Below are 16,951 nucleotides of genomic sequence, written 5' to 3'. Positions count from 1 at the left end.
ACCGGATTTCCACAGGGGGAATCTGAGAACGGTGAGATTGGTGAGAGTTGTGAGAATGGTAGGGACCGAACCGTGAATTGGCTGTGTGTTGACCCCTGCGGGGCCGTCGCGCTCTGATAGAATCCGGTTGTGACAGAGGAGGGGCAAGTGCAAGGGGAGTTGATCCGGGAGTTTGAGAGGTTCCTCACCCCGGAGCGGGTTCTCCACAGCAAGGGCGCCATGCGCGCGTACGATTGCGACGCGTACACGGTGGATCGGTCGCGGCCCTCGGTGGTCGTGCTGCCGGAGAGCACGGACGAGGTGGCCGCGGTCGTGCGGCTTTGTGTGGAAAGGGGCGTTGCCTTCACGCCAAGGGGCGCCGGCACCGGCCTCAGCGGGGGATCGATGGCGGCCACCGGCGGGGTGATCGTGTCCACCAAGCGCTTAACCAAGATTCTCGAAGTCGACGTAGAGAACCGGTGTCTTCTTGCCCAGGCGGGCGTGCCGAACAAGAAGCTCTCGGATGCGGTCGCGGCGCACGGCCTGCACTTCGCCCCCGACCCCAGCAGCCAGACCGTTGCCACGCTTGGCGGAAACATCGCCGAGAACTCCGGCGGGCCGCACACCCTGAAGTACGGCGTCACGGTGCAGCACGTCTTGGGAGTGAAGATGGTCGACCCGCATGGGGAGGTTCTGGAGTTCGGAAGCAAGGTTCACGGCGCGCCGGGTTATGACTTTCTGGGGCTGATCGTCGGCGGGGAAGGCACGCTGGGGATCGTCACGGAGGCGTGGGTCAAGCTGACGCCGCTGCCAAAAGCGGTCAAGACGGCGTTGGTGGCGTTCCCCGAAGTCAACGGCGCGGCGCAGACGGTCAGCGACCTGATCGCGCTGGGGGTGATCCCGGCGGCGATGGAATTCATGGACCGGGGGATTCTCAAGGCGCTCAAGGCTGCATTCGGACTGGAATATCCGGAAGGGTCGGACGCGCTGCTGCTGATCGAGTGCGACGGCGAGCCGGATGCGGTAGCTGAGGAGATGGCGGCGGTCGAGCGGGTGAGCGCGGCGAACGGGGCGATCGATGTGCGCATCGCCAAGGACGAAGCCGAGCGGCTGAAGCTGTGGACCGCGCGCAAGAAGGGCATCGGGGCGATGGGGCGGCTCGCGCCAAGCATCGTCACCCACGACGGCGTGATCCCGCGTTCCAAGCTGCCCGAGATGCTGGAGTTCTGCTACCGGGTGGCACAGGACCACAACCTGGGCATCGCCAACCTGTTCCATGCGGGCGACGGCAACCTGCACCCGTGCTTCTATTTCGACGACCGCGACCCGGATCAGGTGAAGCGCGTGATCGAAGCGGGCGAGATCGTGCTGAGGAAATGCATTGAATTGGGCGGGAGCATCTCCGGCGAGCACGGGGTTGGCGTGGAGAAGGTCGAGCTGCTTGCGGAGATGCTCGGACCGGGCGGCCTGCACGCGCAGACGCTGGCGAAGCGCATTTTCAACGAGGGCGAGCTGTGCAACCCGTGCAAGGTCTTGCCGAACCAGAAGGGGTGTGTGGAGCACAAGAAAAGGTGGAGGGGCGCGGCGTGGTGATTCGATTTACGATTTACGATTTACGATTTACGATTGGCGGGGGACTCCCCCTCCCCCTGGAGCGAAGCGAGAGGTGGCTCCGCCGCAAAGCGGTGGAAAGTGGGTCGGGGGGTGGAGGTTCCGGGCGACCTCGGAGGATTGTCTGTAGCTGCAGGTCTTTAGTCTGCGTGCCCACCGATTTCTCGCAGAGGACGCAGAGAACTCGCAAAGGGCGCGAAGGGGATTTATCGGAGAGTAGCCGCAGGTCTTTGGCTTGCGTCCCTAGGGATCTCCCGCAAAGGCGCCAGGGCGCAAAGGAACGCCAAGGTGAAGAAGAGCGTAGCCGCCGGTTCCGTGCCGGCGTCGGAGCCCTGGATATCGCACAAAGTCACAAAGGGGAAAATAACGCCACCAAGGGGAGAGCGGGCGGTTGAAGAAGATCGGGGCGCGGTTTGTGCCCGAGACGGTGGAGGAGCTGAGCGAGCTGGTCCGGGAGACCGGTGGGCCTGTTGTGTTCGGAGTGGGCGATAGTGTGGGCGAAGGTTGGCCTACGAGCCTTCGCACCCTAGTGCGAGAGGCGGGACGTCAAGCCATACGCTATCAGCTTGGCGAATTCGATCCCTGGAATCCTGGCAACGAACAGCTGATCGAGCCCTACATCGACTTCACTTGCATTGATTTGAGGGAACTCGATGGGGTTTTCGAGTTGGATCCGGCCGACCAAGTGGCGCGCGTCGGAACGGCGACCCATATCTACCCCCTTGCGAGATCCAAAGAGGGCGAGGCCGATCGCTACCTTCAGCCGATCCTAGCGAAACATGGACAGTGTCTGCCGTTTCCAAAGACCTTTGCCTCGGATCTGACCGACTTCGCATTGAACGGAGGAAACACGCTCGTCGGCCGTGGCCTTGCCCTCAACTTCCCCCACTCCCTCCAGACCCAATGCGGATCGTGGCGGGATTGGGTGCTCGGGATGACGGTCGTCCTGGCCGACGGCACCATCGTCAAGACGGGCAGCAAGGCGGTCAAGAGCGTGGCGGGTTACGACGTGCACAAGCTGATGATCGGCGCTTACGACACGCTCGGGATCGTCGTCGACGTGAACCTGCGCACGTTCCCGTTGAAGGCGCTTCCCGAGCCCGACCTGACCTGGGGCAACGCGCAAGAGAAGTTCAAGGGAGAATTGGTGCCGGGGAAGTACGTCTGGCGGCAGCGCGTTCTCCGCAGCCACTACCAAGCCGCCCTCGCCGGCGCCGGCGACAACCTCCTCTACGCTGACAACGCCGGCTGCACGCTCTGGTGCTGGCTGGATTCGCCGGATCAGGACCTGCCGCGGTATCCCGGCGATTGGGTCGTCCGCACCGGCTGCGGCGAGAAGAATGTCCAGATCGCCGACCCGACGCAGATCCGGTTCATGAAGCGGGCGAAAGCGATCTTTGACCCGGAAGGGAAGCTCAACCCCGGGGAGTTCGGGTTCCTATGAGCGAGCACCCCTCACCCGGTTCGCTGCGCTCACCGGCCTCTCCCCAAGGGGGCGAGGCGGCAATCCCTACCCCCTCCTCATTTTCGCCGGAGCAAAAGCGAGGAGGGGGAGCCGCGCTTTCGGACCTCACCACCAAGTGCATCCGGTGTGGGTTCTGCCTGGAGAGTTGCCCGACTTTTACCGAAACGGGTTTGGAGACCGCCTCGCCCAGAGGCCGGATCTATCTGATCCGAAGCGCCGACGAAGGGCACCTCGCGTGGGACCAGGAGCATGTCGGGCAATATCTGGATGCCTGCCTGGGCTGCCGGGCCTGCGAGCCCGCATGCCCGAGCGGCGTGCAGTACGGGGCGATTCTGGAGCTGGCCCGGGAAAGGCTGGAGCGGGACAGGCCCAGATTGGGTGTGGCGTGGGTACTGGGGATGCTCACGAGCCCGCGCATTCTGCGGCTGCAACTCGTCTTGGGGCGGTTCTTGCCGGGCAAGAGGGTACCTGGCTTCTTCAGTCGGCTCCTCACCAAGGAGAAACCCGAGGCCGAGAGGCCACGAGCTCAAAAGGCTGGCTCCTGGCCGCCCCTCACCCGGTCCCGTAAGGCGCGGGATCTGCGATTCGATGCGCTCCCCGATGGAACCGGGGCAAGCTCCGACCTCTCCTCAAGGGGGCGAGGTGGTGAGCACTCAATCGGGAGGCGAGGCGGGGAGCCGGAGGCCGAACTCCCGCCTGTTAGGGGAAAAGTCTACCTATTGGAGGGATGCGCCATGCGTGTGCTGTTCCCTGGGGTCCACGAGGCGACGCGGCGCCTGCTGCGGCGGGTGGGCTATGAGGTCGAGGAGACCAACGCCGGATGTTGTGGGGCGCTTCACGCTCACCAGGGCCTTCGATCGGAATCGGGCCAGAAGGTGACGGAGCTTGGAAGGGCGATGCCCGGCGACCTTCCGATCATCGTCGATTCGGCCGGCTGCGGCTGCCACTTGAAAGAGCACCTCGGCGATCGAGTGCAAGATGTGAGCGAGTTCTTGTTGAAAGAGGGGTTGGCTGAGCTGCTTTCGGCCCTGGGGGGGCGCGCGTCGTCAAGCCGGCTGGAGATAAGCGGTGACAAGTCACCGCAGGACGCAGCGTTGCCGTCCTGCAAGATCGCCTATCACGATGCCTGCCATCTGGTGCACGGACAACGGGTCTTTGACCAGCCGCGCGCGTTGCTGGAGGCCATCCCTTGGGTGCGATTGGACCCGCTCAAGGAATCGGACACCTGCTGTGGCAGCGCGGGCATCTACAACCTGACGCAGCCCAAGATGGCGCGGGCCCTTCTCGAGCGAAAATGGGCCCATATCGAGGCTTCAGGGGCCGAAACGGTCGCCCTGGGGAACCCCGGATGCCATGCCTGGATCGCGCAGGCCGCCCGGGAGAAGGGAAGCCCCATACAGGTCCTTCATACCGTCGAGGTTTTGGAAGCGGCACTCTCAGGTTGCTGGGGAGGGCCTGCCAACGCTGGGGCAGACCGGTAAACTCGCACTTCGATGAGCCCTCAGACCTTTGAATCCGCCGACATTGGGAAAATCGGCGCTCTATTGGTCCTGGAGGCGCTCCTTTCGGCTGATAACGCGCTCATCCTGGCGATCATCGTTCGCCATCTGCCCAGAGACCTGCAGAAGAAAGCGCTGTTCTACGGACTTGCGGGCGCATTCGCGCTCAGGTTCCTCGCGATCCTCGCGGCGGCCTCGATCCTAAACTTCTGGTGGCTTCAACTTGTCGGCGCGCTGTACCTGATCTACCTCCCGACGAAGCACTTTCTAAAGCATAGCGGTGGGAAGCAAGTGAAGACCCGCGAGGGCGCGGGGTTCTGGATGACGGTTGTCTATGCCGATCTGGCCGACCTCGCGTTTGCCATCGACTCGGTGCTGGTGGCGGTGGCGATCGTGAACCGGCAGGACAAGATCTGGGTGATCTACGCCGGAGCGTTCCTAGGGATCATTCTGCTGAGGTTTGCGGCGGGATGGTGTCTGAGGCTGCTGGAGAAGTACCCCGTATTGGACCACGTAGCCTATGCGCTGGTGGGGTGGGCCGGCATCAAGCTCCTGTTTGTGGGCGGGCACACCTACGTCCGTTGGTGGGAGGGCAAACACCCTGGCAAGGCGCTTGGGTGGAACGTGCCGGAGATGCACCCGGGGGTCTTCTGGACCGGAATGGGGCTGATCGTGGTGGTCGGTGTGATGCTGGCGGTGAGTCGGGCGGCGCAGGAGGGGGCCTTGTCTGATGAGGAGCCATCTCAGCCGATAACTGCCCCTCACACTCCAGATGAGTAGGGCCACCTGCCATCTCCAGGCTCCTTTGAGTAACATCTCCATGATAGGAACCTCCCATGTCCAAGAAGCTCAAAGTCGGCATTATCGGCAGCGGCGGAATCGCCCAGGGCTGCCACATTCCGGGTTATCTTTCCATGCCCGATCTCTGCGAAGTGGTTTGGTGTTGCGACATCAACCCCGACGTCGCCAAGGAGGCCGCCGAGAAGGCCGGCGGCTCGAAAACCACCACCGAATACAAAGACGTCATCAATGATCCTGAAGTGGATGCGGTGTCCATCGCGACTCCCAACGCTTTCCACGTCGGCCCAACGGTAGACGCCCTGAAAGCCGGCAAGCACGTGCTTTGCGAAAAGCCACTCGCCATGAACGCCAGCGAGGGCAAGCTCATGTGCAAGGCCGCGCGCGACAGCGGCAAGATCCTGCAGGTTGCCCTTCAGTCCCGCTTCGGAGGTCCCGGACGGTTCATGAAGGACTTCATCGACAAGGGCCACATGGGCAAGATCTACTATGCGCGGGCTCAAGCCCTGCGCCGACGCGGCGTCCCGGGATGGGGCGTGTTTATCGACAAGGAAAAGCAGGGCGGCGGACCGCTCATCGACATCGGCGTGCACATCCTCGACCTGACACTGTTCTTCATGGGCTATCCAAAGCCTGTCGTGGCAAGCGGCAAGACCTGGGACATGCTGGGCAAGGACCCCAGCATCAGCAACCCTTGGGGCGAATACGACCGCAGCAAGTTTACGGTCGAAGACTTCGCGGTTGGCATGATCAAGTTCGCCGACGACTCGGTGGTGGTGCTGGAAAGCTCGTTCATGGGCAACATGGACGGCGATCCGTTCATGACGCAGCTTTTCGGTACCAAAGCCGGCGCCACCGTTCGGGCCTGGGGCGACGATCCGATCGAGATCTTCACGGAGCGCGACAAGCAGATCTTCAACATGAAGCCGAAGTACCTGCCCGATGTGAAAAGCTCCCACGTCGCCGAGGTTCAGGCGTTCGTAGATGCCATCCAGAACGGCAAGCCGTCGCCGGTCCCCGGTGAGAACGGGCTGATCCTCAACGCCATCTTCGACGCAATGTACAAGAGTTCGGAGACCGGCAGGGAAGAGCCTGTGGACGTGAGCTTCTAGGAAGAGGGTTTGGGGTCCGGGGTCTATGGTATTAGGGTCAGATGCACAGGGTCTGAAGATCAGGTGCAGCCCTCCGCCCGGGTGGAGGGATGCACCGAGGACCATGTGACCCTTCACCACGTTCTAGTGACCGTCTTGCTTAGGGGTCTCAGTGGTCGAAGAACGGGTTGTGTCCCGACCAGAGGACGTTGTGGACATTCTGCAGGAGCGCCCAGGTCGAAAATACTGTTGCTACTATGGCCCCTATGCGTTGGGCCAACCGCGGCTCTTGGAGGCTAGTGAAACCAAGCCAGGAGATTACGGCTCCCGGCAAAGTCCCAAACATTGCTTCAACTGGCAAAAGTCCGCACATGCATCCCATCAGTGCATGCGTCAACAGAGACACCAGGAACCCGACTGTGAGCAATGCACCGGCATGTTTCCTAAGCATCTTCTCCTGGGTCGGCCGGTCGTCTTTGTGCAGCGGCCCACTCATCCCTACCACTCCGGCACTTCGGGCTTTGGCCTGAGATAGACCACCCAATAGATCGCGGCGACGAACACCGTACCGCCGATCACATTGCCCAGCGTAACAGGCAGAAGGTTCTTCAGGAAGAAATCGGCCCAGGTCAGGCTGGAGAGGTCAAGTTTGCCTGCTGCGGCCGCCTTGTTGGCGGTTTCCGGGTCGAGCTCTTTGATGAACAGCGCCATGGGGACGAAGTACATGTTGGCGATGCAGTGCTCGAATCCGGCCGCGACGAATGCGGCCACTGGAAGGAAGGTGGCCGACACTTTGTCAACGACCGTTCGGGCGCTGTAGGAGAGCCAGACCGCCATGCAGACCAGAGCGTTGCACAGCACGCCGAGAGCGAGGGCTTGAACGAAGCCGAGGTGTACTTTTGAGTTCGCTGTGGTGAGGGCCGCTTGGGCAATGGCGCCGTTTCCCATCGCGTACTGCTTGCCCAGGAACACCACGAGCGCCGTCACAATGGAACCCAGGAAGTTCCCGAAATAGACGATCAGCCAGTTGCGTAGCAGGTGGGCAGTGGACACCTTCTTGCTGGCCCAGGCCATCACGATCAGCGAGTTGCCGGTGAAAAGCTCCGCGCCGCCGACGACGACGAGGATCAGGCCCAGGCTGAAGCTGAGGCCGACAATCAGGCGGCCGATGCCGAACGGCACGCCTCCGGCCAGGCCTCCTGCGACGGTCGTCGAAAACACCGCGCCAAGGGAGATGAACGCGCCCGCCATGATGGAAAGGGCGAAGGTGTTCAGCGCGGGCGCTTCGGCCTTGCGAACGCCGATGCTCTCGGCCTTGCGGGCCATTTCGGGAGGCAGTAGGGCGTCGAAACTGATTCCGTTATCCATGGTTTTGCGTGCTCCTGAAAAGGGAGAGCTTTACCGTAAGGACGAGGCACAAATGGAACAGATGCTGGAGGTTTGCGGCGGTTTGGCCACCGCTCAAGCCGTCTCTCCGAGCGCACAAAGGCGCGGACTGTTCGGTGCGCAGAACGCGATGGGTGCCAAGGGCTCTCCGGACTCCCCGCGCGGAAAGTGATTGCGGGAAGGTCAAGATGAGAGTACCAAAGACGCTATGCGTTCGGTGACCCCCCTCGGGACTCACCCTCTCTACCGATGGAACGTGATCGGCGAAGATGTAGGTGCGAAGTGCGAAGAGCTGCCCCCTCCTTGGTTTTGCGCAGCGAAACTGAGGAGGGGGTTGGGGGTGGAGACACGCGCTGCCCCCCTCCCTCCAAACTTCCATCCGTACACACTTCCGTACGCCCTTAGCCCAATCACCCGGTTCACTTCGTTCACTTCCTTCCCCTGCGGGGTGGAGCCGGACCTCTCCCTACCGACACGTCGGGACTCGGAAGCAAGGGGAGAGGTGGTTCTGACATTGGAGACGCCCGCAACGGCAACGCTGCGGGCGCTCTGTGGTTGAGTTTGCGTTTAGTTCGCCGGGGCTGGGTTCGGCGTGATCGTGAAGCCCTGCGCAGAAAGCTCCTGGCCGATGTGGCGAAGCTTCTTCATCGCGCGGAGCTCGATCTGGCGCACTCGTTCGCGAGTGACGTTCAGTTCGGCGCCAACCTCTTCGAGGGTGCGCGACCGCCCATCATCCAGACCAAACCGAAGACGAACCACGTCGCGCTCGCGGCTGGTCAGGCGGCCAAGGATGCCGTCAATCTCCTCGCGGCGGATGAGGCCCCAGGTCACGTCCGTGGGCGTCGGCATGTTCGTGCTCTGCACGAAGTCGCCGATCGAGGAGTTGTCCTTTTCACCAACCGGCGTCTCGAGCGAAATCGGCTCGACGGCCACGCGCATCATTTCGCGCACGCGGTCGACGCTGAGGCCCACCTCGCGGCTGATCTCCTCTTCGGTCGCCTCGCGCTGAAGCTCCTGCAGCAGCCGACTGGCGGTCTTGACGACCTTGTTGATCAGTTCGGCAACGTACACGGGAATGCGGATCGTGCGGCCCTGGTTGATGATGGCGCGCGCGATCGCGCGGCGAATCCACCACGTCGCGTAGGTGCTGAAGCGGAAACCCTTTCGCCAGTCGAACTTCTCGACCGCGCGGATGAGACCGAGGTTGCCTTCCTGAATCAGGTCGGCGAGCGGGATGCCGCGCGCGTTGTACTTCTTGGCGATCGAGACAACGAGCCTCAGGTTCGACTCGATGAGGATCTTCTTGGCTACCATGTCGCCGGCCTGAACGCGGCGGGCCAGGTCGACTTCCTGCTCGGGGGTCAGAAGCTGGGCACGGCGAGTCTGCCGCATCCACATTTCGAGCTCTTCCGAATCGTCGTGATGCGGGACCTCGCCAACTTCTTCTTCTTCGTCGGCCGACTCAAGATCCAACAGGTCTTCATCGCCAGGCTCGGCATTGAACTCGTCAGTCATCGGGCGAGCACCGACATCCATAAAGGAGTGTCGGCCCGGGGTCCTAACCGTAATTGCCCTTCCTCGCCTGGGCTGCGTCACAAGGCCTGGTTCCGTCGGCATTCGCTTGTTCTTGTCCTCCAAATCTCGTTTCAACTTCCTTCGTCAGGAGCGCAACTCACCAAAAAGACCGCAATGAGAGATAATTGTCTTCGGAGTCGCCCGATTCCTGCTCTGTCCTTTTCCTGGAACTCCAGACATAACGTAACACAGGTTGTGCTTTCTGTCAAGCCGAGATTTCCAATTTCGGGCTCGGCGCGCCGTTGCGCCATTCATTGCCCTGGCAAACACTTTCGCGCGGACTATTGTATTGACGTCAAATCCGCCGAAAAGCGTTGCAAGAGTGTCTACAGCCTTAAGTTCAAAAGAGTTCCCACGCAGGCTCTCAGCGTCCGTGCAAGCCCGGCGGCGGAATCCGCCGTATTGGTGCGGCCGAAGCTGATTCGGACGGTTCCGCGTGCCCATTCCGGCGTCAAACCCAGTGCGATGAGCACATGGCTGGGTTCAACTTTGGTGGAACTGCACGCTGCGCCGGCGCTGATCGCGTAGCCCGCACGATCCAGTTCAAGTACCAGCGATTCTCCTTCCAAGCCTAAGAAGCTCAGGCTCAGGATGAAAGGAGACTGGTCTGAGCCTTCGTTGATTCGCCAGTCCGAAAGTCCTGAAAGCTCTTCGATCACCACGCTCCTGAGGTGCTCGGCATGGTGAAAGTCGTCGTCTTGGCGCTCCATGGCGACCCTGGCCGCCTCGCCAAAACCGACGATTCCCGGCACGTTGAGGGTCCCCGCGCGGAACCCTTGCTCTTGGCCCCCGCCGCGCATGAGGGGCTCCGGGAATTCGCCGCCCCTGGCATAGAGGGCCCCGACGCCTTTGGGACCATAAAGCTTGTGGGCGCTGAAGCTGGCAAGGCCGATGGCGCTTGAGCCGAGAGAGACGGGGATCTTGCCGACAGCCTGGGTCAGGTCGGAATGGAGCCGGTCGCAACGGGGTGCGAGCCGGTCCAGGTTCAACGTGTGGCCCGTTTCGTTGTTGACGCGGATCGCGGAGATCAGCGCTCTGTGGCCCGCCGGCGGGGCCGGTTGGCCGTCCGTGAGGTCCAGCTCATGAAATCCGGCGAAAAGGGCGGGCTCTCGCACCGAGCTGTGCTCGATGGAGCTGATGGCGGCTTCCATCGAGGACTGAAGCACCAGGTTGTTGCTCTCGGTGGCTCCGCTTGTGAAGAGGATCTCGCTGGGGTCTTCAGAGCCGACCAAGAGAGCGATCTGCTCGCGCGCCCGCTCGACCGCATCTCGAGCTTGCGTCCCATACGAGTGGATGGAGTGGGCGTTGCCGCAAGCTTCCTTGAGGAAGGGAAGCATCGCCTCAAGCACTTGCGGATCGACGGGCGTCGTCGCGGCGTTGTCGAAGTAGTGCGCGAGGTCCATCGATCCGCATCTTACGCCATTCCTGCGTAAACTCCACTCATGCCCCACTGCGAGCTTCGCTTCTTCAGTCCCGCTCTCCAGAAGCAGACCTCGGCGATCATTTTGCTTCCCGACCCGCTCACGCCCAAGCCCTGGTCCACGCTGTATCTGCTTCATGGCCTTAGCGACGACCACACGATTTGGACCCGCCGAACAAGCATCGAGCGCTACGTCGAGGGCCTGCCGCTCGTGGTTGTGATGCCGGATGGCGGCCGCAGCTTCTATTGCGACGCAGAACAGGGGTTCGCCTATGGGACGGCTATCGGCAGTGAACTGCCCCAGATCGTCGAATCCTACTTCCCTGTGCGCAAGGAGCGTGGGGGAAGATCGGTGGCGGGGCTGAGCATGGGGGGCTACGGCGCGTTCCGATTGGCGCTGGGACATCCCGATCGGTTCTGCGCCGCGTCCAGCCACAGCGGGGCGCTAGGGTTTGGCCACGAGCCCTATCGTGACGACGCGTTTGCGGAGGAGTTTCGACGGGTGCTCGGGGCGGCTCCGCAGGGTGGTCCGAATGACCTCTACGGTCTTGCCGATTCGCTCGCGGCATCTGGGGAGCGCCCGCGACTGCGGTTTGATTGCGGGGTGGAGGACTTTCTGCTGGACTCAAACCGGGCGTTCCACGGGCACCTGGACCAAGTCGACTACCCGCACACCTATGAGGAGCATCCAGGTGCGCATACCTGGGAGTATTGGGATGAGCATGTCCGGAGCACGATCACGTTCGTTTGTGAGGCGATGGGGGTCGGACAACTGGGCGTGTCGGGCTAGATTGCTCTGGGGGGCTGGCGCTGCGCTCAACCCTTTCCTTTCTCATTCGAACCGGTGTAGATGTACGACGTGGGTGCTTTGATGCCGTTCGGTGTGAAGTGGCCGGGCGCCAGTACGATCGCATCGATAGCGAACTCGACACCGTCGCCCCCGTCGATGTGCACGATGAGCTTGGATTCGCCCCTGGCCAGCCTCGTGGAGCCCACTCGGTACCAGCCAAAGCCCGGACCATAGAGGCTCAGGGGACCTTCCTCGATCCGCAAGGTCTGGCCTGCGACCCGAATCTGCACGGCGCCACGCGCCTCCGCTGGAATCCGTGCGGCAATCCAGACCTCCGTCTCAGCCTCCGACCTCGGCAGGAACCGGTACTCCGCGTCGAAACCGCTCGAACCCGCCGAAAGCGCGGTGCGCAAACCCAGCACCGAACCGTTGCTGACCCCGGGAGCTTTCAGGATTTCGCTGAAATTGGTCTCACCGACGTTCTCGGCCTCCAGCCACACGAAGGGCGCCAGCCTCTGGCTCAGCTTGTCCACGATCTGACGCATCTGAACGAAGTTCCCCCCCGGGCTGCGTTCCAGCCCATCGAGCGATGTGATGTAGAGGAAGCGCATGTCGTTTGTGTCGATGCGTAACCCTTCGGCCTCCTTCAGGAGCTGGTCGAACTGCCAACTGACCTCCTTGACGCAAGTCTCCGGGATCGGGATCTCCTCGGTGTTGGTGATGATCAGAGGCAGCGTCGAGAGGTCTACCTCCACCCCGCCCTTGACCAGTTTGGGCTTCGGGTCGGAGCCATCGAGGCTTGAGAAGAGGGGCTTCTTGGGATCGGTGAAAAGCAGCTTCACGCGCATCGGCTGGGCCTTTGACCAGAGCACAAACGTCGAAGCCCCACCCTGCCCGATCCGGTAGCAGGAGATCCGTTCGCCCAATTCCACTCGGTTTCCGTCGTCCGGGCTCGGCAGCCACCACTTGAAACCCGGCAAGGCCATCGTGTTCGCGGGGTTCAGCGCGCTCTCCGGGAAGAAAACCGGCTGAACGGTCCAGTTGGCCGCCGTGACGTCCGCACCCCGCTTCGGGGCCTCCTGACCAACTGCCATCAGCAGCTTCGCATCGTCCGCCTTGACAAACCATCCCCGGTAGCCCATGGCCGTCAAGTCTTCGAGCACCGGGTTCAGCTTGGCGTCCAGGCCCTCGCCCAAGCCAAGATCGATTGATCCGGCGATGAGCCATCCCGAGTCCTTCCAGCGGAACACGGAGCTGGCGCAGCGGGCCGCAGAATTCGAAACTTCGGAGGGCGTCGTGCCAGACGTCGCCGCAGCAAGGCCGTCGAGGGCCGCCGTGCCGTTCTCATAGGGCGCATTCCACCCCATCCACTCTTGTACGATCGGGACATCGCAAACCTGCTTGAGGCTTCCCGCCAGCCGCCGGAACCGCCGCGCCTCGGCTTGGGTGATCACGGTCTCGATGTCGGACCAGATCTTGGAGGTCGGCATGTCCACCTGGTAGGTCATCCCGGTCGAAGGATCGAAGACCATGGGGACCCCTCGTGTGCCTGCCCACAGGGGCACCAGTCGGGCTGCTTGCTCGAACGAATTCAGGTTCGCGGCCTTTAGGCCCCAGGTTCGCTGCAGCGTTTCGAGCGCGCCGGAATAGCGGCTTGCCAAATAGCTCTGGAACTCGTTGCGGAAGACCGGGTCGGTGGGGACGAAGCTCTGCGGCGTGCGCAGTCTTGGCGATGCGCCGACGGGGTTGAGAATGCCGCGCAGTCCGGGCCCCAGCTTGTGGCGTTTGAGCGTGAGCAAAAGGGTGTCGCGGTGCGCGTCGAGGCCCGCCCAACAGTCGAGCTGCGCCAGGCTGGCCATTTCGGGATAGACCAGCACCACGTGTTCCAGGCTGCTGATGGGGTCCACGTCAAGGGAAAGCTTGCCGTTCTCGATTTGGACCCGTTTGGTCTGCCGGATCGTGCCGTCGACCCGGGTCACAAAGAGCACGAGTGCGCTCGTTGCCCCTGGGATGGACCTTTCGAGATGAGTCTTCTTGGTGATGCCTGTGATGCGGTAGGCCTGTGGCTCGACGGCGATTCCGGTGGCAGGTGCGGCCAGCGAGTTGATCGCGATCAGGTACCGCATGCCTTCGGCTTCGAGCTTGTCGAGAACCGGCTGCCAGCCCATTCCGCTTGCGGGAAGCTCCACGATTACGTCGGCGACCCCGGCGGCCTTGGCCCGAGCCACGGCCTCGACAGAGCCGGGAATCCGGACGCCACAGGGAAGGTAGGGCTTGCCGTCCCAGATCAGGGCGTGGTTTGGGTTGATGCTCCAAGAGACCGGCGCCGCGCCGGCGGGTGTGTAGCTGCCCGACCGCGCCTGGGCTGCGACTTGGCCCGGCAGCAGCAGAGCGAACAAGGATGCCAGTGCGGGTAATGCCAGTTTGGCTGCGCGGAACACGCCCGAGAGGGTACCTGAGGTGGTTCGAGTCATCGTCTTTGCTCACTGAGGTGGGGGGACGGATATGGGATATGGGATAGGGGATAGGGGAATCCCGTCCGGTTGTCCTTTGTCCTCTATCCTCCTGCTCGGACGGAGCCTCGCCCTTCATAGCGTCATCACGAATCACGTGCCTATGTGTGGGACGATGACACAAAGGGCTGAAGGGCGAGAGGCGAGAGGCGAAGGAAACTCTGAGACGCATCCAGCATCCCACATCCCACATTCGCTGTATCTACCTCAATCACCAGTCGGACGCGGTGTGCGTGGGCGTTCGTTCTCATGTCTGGAGGCGTCTCCTTCCGGTACCATCCCGAATCGTGGAGCCCCTCTCGCCTGAACTCGTCAACCTCTGCCTGAACACCATCCGGGGGCTCAGCATGGACGGCGTGCAGCAGGCCAATTCGGGCCATCCTGGGCTCCCCATGGGCGCCGCAGCGATGGGCTACGCGGTCTGGGCAAGGCACCTCAAACACAACCCCAAGAACCCAGATTGGTTTGATCGCGACCGCTTCGTGCTCTCCGCCGGGCACGGGTCGATGCTCCTCTATTCGCTGCTCCACCTGACCGGCTACGACGTCAGCCTCGACGATCTGAAAGCGTTTCGCCAGTGGGGAAGCCGCACGCCGGGCCACCCTGAGAACACCCTCACCCCCGGAGTTGAAATGGCCACCGGACCGCTCGGCCAAGGGCTCTCCACGGCGGTCGGCATGGCCATCGCCGAGCGTCACCTCGCTGCCAGCTACAACAAGCCCGGTTTCGACTTGATCGGCCACTTCACCTATGTGATCTGCTCGGACGGCGACCTGATGGAGGGCGTAACCAACGAGGCCTGCTCGCTGGCCGGGCATCTGAGGCTCGGCAAGCTGATCGCCCTATACGACGATAACGGCATCACCATCGACGGCTCGACCAAGATCGCGTTCACCGAGGATGTTCCCGCCCGGTTCGCCGCGCTGGGATGGCATACGCAGACCGTGGACGGGATGGACGTGGACGCCGTGGATCGGGCCATTCAGGCGGCCCGGGCCCACACCGATGCCCCGAGCCTCATCGCGTGCAAGACCACCATCGGCTTCGGCAGCCCGAACAAAGCTGGGACCTCGAAGGTTCACGGAGCACCCTTGGGGGCGGAAGAAGTGGACCTGGCCAAGCAGAGGCTGGGGATTCCGCTGGAGCCGAAGTTCCTTGTGCCCGATGCGGTGCGGGAGGCTATGGGCAAAGCCGTGGCGTGTGGGGCGGCTGCCGAAGCGGCTTGGAAGGAGCGGCTCAGCGCGTACCGAAGCGCCTATCCCGAGGAGGCGATGCGGCTGGATCGAGCCCTAGCAGGAGAACTCCCCGCAGACCTCGCCGAGCGACTTCCCAAGTTCGAAAAGCCCACCTCGACCCGGGTCGCGGGGTCAGAGACCCTTCAGGTCCTGGCGCAAGAGGTCCCCTACCTGGTGGGAGGCAGCGCGGACCTGGCCGAGAGCAACCTCACCCATCTTAAGGGAATTCCCGAATTCCAGCCGGAGACCCCCGAGGGGCGCAATATCGCGTTCGGCATTCGGGAGCATGCGATGGGTTGCATCGTGAACGGCATCAACCGGCACGGCGGCCTCCGGGCCTATGGCGCCAGCTTCCTGGTCTTTAGCGATTACTGCCGCCCGGCGATCCGGCTCGCAGCCCTCATGCACTGCCCCTCGATCTTCGTGTTCACGCACGATTCCATCGGCCTTGGCGAAGACGGCCCCACGCACCAGCCGGTCGAGCACCTGATGAGCCTGAGGGCGATCCCGAACCTGAACGTGATGCGCCCCGCCGACGCCGCCGAGACAGCGGCCTGTTGGCAACTCGCATTGGAACGAAAAGACGGGCCCTCTCTGCTGGCGCTGACGCGGCAGAATCTGCCGGTGATCACGGAGAGGGGTGATCAGGTTCTCGGGTTGTCGGGTCCTCAGGAATCCGGGCACGAACACCAGACAACCCGAAAACCTGAAAACCTCCTCTCCCCACCTGAGCACCCCTCCTCCTCTCACCCTGCCCGGTTGGGGGGCTACATCCTGAATGAGGCGTCTTCGGGGTCCCCAAAGGTCATCCTGGTGGCGACCGGGAGTGAGACGTCGGTGGCGCTGCAGGCGCGCGACATCCTGGAGGCGGAGGGAATCGCCACGCGGGTCGTGAACCTGCCCAGTGCGTTTCTGTTCGAAAGGCAGTCGGCGGGGTATCGAGCCTCAGTGCTGCCAGACCGGGGGCGCACCGTGTCGGTCGAGGCGGGAGTGACGCTGGGTTGGGAAAGGTATGCCACTGCCCACGTCGGGCTGGACCATTTTGGGGCGTCTGCGCCGGGTCCGAAGCTAATGGAGGAGTTTGGGTTCACGGCCCAGCACGTGGCGGAAGTTGGACGGCGGGTGGCAGTTGACGGTTGACGGATGACGGTTGACGGTCCGGGCCTCATTCCTCATTCAACAGCCCACCTACGCTCTTAGTGTCATCCCGGATCACGTGCCTAGGGGTGGGACGATGACGGTAGGCGAAGGGCGAAGGGCGAAGGGCGAATGGGGGCTCAGAACCCTGAACCCCAGACCCCGAACCCCGAACCCTCAACCCTGAACCCCTCCCTTAGCGTCATCACAAATCACGTGCCTGGGGGTGGGACGATGACGAAGGGTTTGGTCCCCTCTCCTTCGCGGGGTCTGAGCTTGGGCGTTTTCTGGTATGGAGTAGCGAGGGGGAGGGACAGGGTGGGGGAGGTCTTCCTCGGCCTTCGCCAGTTACCCTGAACCCCAGACCCTACACCCTGCACCCCATCGCACCCCCACCCGGCCTAAAGGCCACCCTCCCCCGCGTCGAGAAGGTCTGGGGTGGTTTGGGGGTT

General features: G+C 62.8%; 11 protein-coding genes. 7 read left to right on the top strand and 4 right to left on the bottom strand.

What is annotated here, in order from left to right:
- Window positions 1-147 precede the first annotated feature (147 nt).
- The 5 genes from HZC36_14195 to HZC36_14175 all read left to right on the top strand — a co-directional run bounded on the left by HZC36_14195 (window position 148) and on the right by HZC36_14175 (window position 6,464).
- Complete coding sequence (locus HZC36_14195) at window positions 148-1,572, top strand: FAD-binding protein (protein MBI5708128.1); 1,425 nt, start codon at window positions 148-150, stop codon at window positions 1,570-1,572.
- Window positions 1,573-1,981: 409 nt separating this feature from the next.
- Window positions 1,982-3,034, top strand: a complete 1,053-nt coding sequence (locus tag HZC36_14190; GenBank protein MBI5708127.1) for an FAD-binding oxidoreductase — start codon at window positions 1,982-1,984, stop codon at window positions 3,032-3,034.
- On the top strand, window positions 3,031-4,536 hold the full coding sequence (locus HZC36_14185; GenBank protein MBI5708126.1) for a (Fe-S)-binding protein: 1,506 nt from the start codon (window positions 3,031-3,033) through the stop codon (window positions 4,534-4,536). Before HZC36_14190 ends, HZC36_14185 begins: the two co-directional genes overlap by 4 nt.
- A gap of 12 nt (window positions 4,537-4,548) precedes the next feature.
- Window positions 4,549-5,334, top strand: a complete 786-nt coding sequence (locus HZC36_14180; protein ID MBI5708125.1) for a tellurium resistance protein TerC — start codon at window positions 4,549-4,551, stop codon at window positions 5,332-5,334.
- A 56-nt stretch (window positions 5,335-5,390) separates the two neighbouring features.
- Entirely contained in the window at window positions 5,391-6,464 is a 1,074-nt protein-coding gene (locus HZC36_14175; protein MBI5708124.1) for a Gfo/Idh/MocA family oxidoreductase, read from the top strand.
- A gap of 477 nt (window positions 6,465-6,941) precedes the next feature.
- On the opposite strand, the gene HZC36_14170 is transcribed toward HZC36_14175, so the two are convergent.
- The 3 genes from HZC36_14170 to HZC36_14160 all read right to left on the bottom strand — a co-directional run bounded on the left by HZC36_14170 (window position 6,942) and on the right by HZC36_14160 (window position 10,807).
- On the bottom strand, window positions 6,942-7,811 hold the full coding sequence (locus tag HZC36_14170) for a formate/nitrite transporter family protein (protein ID MBI5708123.1): 870 nt from the start codon (window positions 7,809-7,811) through the stop codon (window positions 6,942-6,944).
- Window positions 7,812-8,396: 585 nt separating this feature from the next.
- Entirely contained in the window at window positions 8,397-9,446 is a 1,050-nt protein-coding gene (locus HZC36_14165; GenBank protein MBI5708122.1) for a sigma-70 family RNA polymerase sigma factor, read from the bottom strand.
- A gap of 284 nt (window positions 9,447-9,730) precedes the next feature.
- The gene (locus tag HZC36_14160) at window positions 9,731-10,807 is read right to left on the bottom strand and encodes a cysteine desulfurase (protein ID MBI5708121.1); all 1,077 of its coding nucleotides are present in this window, start codon (window positions 10,805-10,807) and stop codon (window positions 9,731-9,733) included.
- A gap of 39 nt (window positions 10,808-10,846) precedes the next feature.
- Here HZC36_14160 and HZC36_14155 point away from each other — a divergent pair, with 39 nt between their 5' ends.
- Window positions 10,847-11,614 (top strand): esterase family protein, encoded by a 768-nt coding sequence (locus HZC36_14155; GenBank protein MBI5708120.1) that lies wholly within the window; start codon window positions 10,847-10,849, stop codon window positions 11,612-11,614.
- Window positions 11,615-11,640: 26 nt separating this feature from the next.
- Here HZC36_14155 and HZC36_14150 read toward each other — a convergent pair whose 3' ends face one another.
- On the bottom strand, window positions 11,641-14,088 hold the full coding sequence (locus HZC36_14150) for a hypothetical protein (GenBank protein ID MBI5708119.1): 2,448 nt from the start codon (window positions 14,086-14,088) through the stop codon (window positions 11,641-11,643).
- A gap of 386 nt (window positions 14,089-14,474) precedes the next feature.
- Here HZC36_14150 and tkt point away from each other — a divergent pair, with 386 nt between their 5' ends.
- On the top strand, window positions 14,475-16,502 hold the full coding sequence (tkt, locus tag HZC36_14145; GenBank protein MBI5708118.1) for a transketolase: 2,028 nt from the start codon (window positions 14,475-14,477) through the stop codon (window positions 16,500-16,502).
- Window positions 16,503-16,951 lie beyond the last annotated feature (449 nt).

It is taken from the genome of Armatimonadota bacterium (genome assembly GCA_016223145.1).
GTDB lineage: Bacteria > Armatimonadota > Fimbriimonadia > Fimbriimonadales > Fimbriimonadaceae > Nitrosymbiomonas.
This window is presented reverse-complemented; position numbering and strand designations above follow the sequence as displayed.